The 2,504-nt window shown below is 67.0% G+C and carries 4 protein-coding genes and 1 pseudogene; 4 read left to right on the top strand and 1 reads right to left on the bottom strand.

Annotated elements, in window-relative coordinates:
• Window positions 1-557 (bottom strand): hypothetical protein (locus ACY45C_RS16905; RefSeq protein WP_462188530.1); only part of this gene is annotated, 557 nt, incomplete at its 3' end.
• A gap of 227 nt (window positions 558-784) precedes the next feature.
• Between ACY45C_RS16905 and ACY45C_RS16900 the strand changes: the two genes are divergently transcribed.
• The 4 genes and pseudogenes from ACY45C_RS16900 (at window position 785) to ACY45C_RS16885 (ending at window position 2,469) form a co-directional block, all read left to right on the top strand.
• Window positions 785-1,273: a 2,4'-dihydroxyacetophenone dioxygenase family protein gene (locus ACY45C_RS16900; protein WP_462188529.1), complete on the top strand. Its 489-nt coding sequence runs from the start codon at window positions 785-787 to the stop codon at window positions 1,271-1,273.
• Window positions 1,274-1,569: 296 nt separating this feature from the next.
• Window positions 1,570-1,740 (top strand): hypothetical protein, encoded by a 171-nt coding sequence (locus ACY45C_RS16895; RefSeq protein WP_462188528.1) that lies wholly within the window; start codon window positions 1,570-1,572, stop codon window positions 1,738-1,740.
• Window positions 1,737-2,075, top strand: a pseudogene (locus ACY45C_RS16890) (transposase); the annotation flags it as partial. The gene ACY45C_RS16895 and the pseudogene ACY45C_RS16890, both read left to right, overlap by 4 nt.
• Window positions 2,002-2,469 carry a transposase gene (locus tag ACY45C_RS16885; protein WP_462188535.1) on the top strand — a complete coding sequence of 156 codons (468 nt, stop codon included), beginning with the start codon at window positions 2,002-2,004 and terminating at the stop codon, window positions 2,467-2,469. The pseudogene ACY45C_RS16890 and the gene ACY45C_RS16885, both read left to right, overlap by 74 nt.
• Window positions 2,470-2,504: the final 35 nt, after the last annotated feature.

Here is a 2,504-nt window from a genome sequence, read left to right as displayed (position 1 = left end):
CGCCGCACGTGGTAGCGGATGCACCCCTGCTCAATCTGCGTCGGCGACAGGGTGCCGGCGAGCAGCCCGGCGAGCCATTCGTCCCTGCGCCTTCGGTCCGCCACCGCATGCGACAGGCCGTACTCGCGGTAGGCGCTCGCCGCACGAGCGGAGAACACGTCACTCAGCTTCCACAGCAGCGAGGTGAGGGTGAGCGACTCGGGGTGGTCGACCCCGAACTCCTGGGCGCGATCCACCAGCCGGTCCTGGATGCTCGCTATGCAGATGCGGAAGCCGCCCATGATGTCCTCGATCGGCACGCCCTGCTGGAGCCGTTCCAGCGTTGTGCGCTCGGCCTGCCAGATCTCCGAGCTCGGCGGCACGACGCCCGCCCGCAGGGTGCGGCACGCCAGCACGACGTTGCGGTGGATGCTCGTCACCAGCGCCTCGGTCGGGACCACCTCATAGGCCGGGATCTCGCGCCGGACACGCTCGATCGTGGGATCCACCAGTCCCTCGTCGCGTTCCAGCGCAGCGGTGAGTTCTCGCACACGGTCGTCGGACGTCCGCATCATCATGGGATTATCCTGCCCGGCGGTGTCGTCGGCACCCCGGTCCTCGCCCCAACGGCGCGCGTGGCACCCGTGCTTGTCGCGCGTGTTCAGGGATCTGTCACCGCTGTTCTATCTCGGATCTTTTGGTGGGTCCAGAATCAAACCCTACCGCTCGCCTAGCCGGCCGTTCCCCGCCGGATCCAGACGATTCCGAAGGCAGGGATCGACGCCAATCTCCCGAGGAGACGCAGATGACGACACTGGTCAATCCCCTCCAACATTTCGCTCCAACGCACACGGGAGTCGACGATCTTCCGTGGGTTCCGTTCACGCCTTACACGAACGAGGTGGAATTAAAGATTCTTCATGTGGATCTGGTCAAGAGCGAGACACAAATGCTTCTGCGGGCGCCGGGGGGAGCCTCGCTGGGTGTGCATGACCATTATGGTCGCGTGCTTGTCTACACCATTCGAGGGAAATGGCGGTACGCGGAGCACGCCTGGGTGTCGGGGCCGGGTGACTTCGTGTACGAGGTCGCCAACAGCAGGCACACGTTCATTGTGGAGCCTGACGAGGGCATCGAGGTGTTCATCTCGGTTGAAGGAGCTATTGCTTTCCTCGGCCCAAACGACGAGATCATCGGCATCGAGCAGGCCCATACGTTCGCCGAGCGATACAACGAGTACTGCAGGAAGCATGGGATCATCCCGGTTGACCTGACCAGCTTCGCCCTCTCGTAGCCAGTCGGTCGCTACTCGTACACCACGGGCGTGGACTCCACTACCGCGACTTACCTGGGTTCCCGCACGTCTTTCCACTGCTTATGAGGCCCTACGCGGTTGGCCGTGAGCCGTGTTTGAACACCAGCGTTCAGTGACCGCCTGCTGTGACGGGGTGTGACCGTGCAGGGCTCGGGGAAAGGGACACACCCGCCGATGACGAACGGCCAGGTCAGCGACCTGGCGTCGGCCGGTTCGCACGGCCGGCGGGCGTCGGCCGTGCGAACCGGCTGTCGCTGCGGGCGGCGCTGCCCGACGTGTCGGTGCTCGGGATCGACGACCAGCGGCGCGGCTCGCCGCGTTTCCACCGCGACCCGCTCACCGGGGCGTGGGTGACCGACGCCGACCGCTGGCAGACGGTGCTCATCGACTCCGCCGGCGATCAGGGTCTGCTCGGGTCGTCGAGCGGAGGGCTCCGAAGCCCGTGACCAGCTGGATCCTCGCCCAGCCCGCGGCCTGGCGTGCCCGGATCAGCGCCGTGACCATCGGCATGTCCACGACCTACAAGGCGGTCGCCCGCGCCGCGCTCCCGCACGCCCAGTTGGCCGTGGACCCGTTCCACACCGCCCAGCTCGGCAACAAGGCCGTCAGTGACGTACGCCGCCGTGTCAGCCACCAGCTACGCCACCGCCGCGGCCGTGCCACCGACCCCGAGTACACGATCAAAGACCGGCTGCTGTGGGGCCCGGATGCGCTTTCCGACCGCGGGCGCCGCCGCATCCTCGAGACCTTCACGGTTCTCGAGGACCTCGACGGTGAGGCCGCCCACGCGCTGCGCACCGCCTGGAACGCCAAGAATCTGCTGCTCGACCTGCTCGCGCTCTCCCCGGCCCGCACCGGCGTCGCGACCACCCCGCACCGACATCGCCAGGGCCCTGACCAGGTTTCTCGGCTACTGCGCGACCTTCGGAAAGGACGTCCCCGAGGTCGTCACCCTTGCCGAGAGGATCTTCGACTGGCGCGACGAGATCGCCACCGCGATCCTCCTCGGACTCTCCAACGCCGCCGAGGCCGTCAACCGGGTCACCAAGCTCGTCTACCGCACCGCCTTCGGCCTGCGCAACGTCCCGAACCAGCAGCGCCGCGCCAGCTACGCCACCACCCGAAGTAGCCGCCCCGACTGGCTACCCGCCACCACCCACCCCAACGTCCAATAACCGGCCAGCTACGACTCCCGGTGAACTGCGTAGGA

Source organism: Frankia sp. CcWB2, from assembly GCF_977927585.1.
The sequence above is the reverse complement of the archived record's forward strand: the minus strand, read 5'-3'. Positions and strand labels throughout refer to the sequence as shown.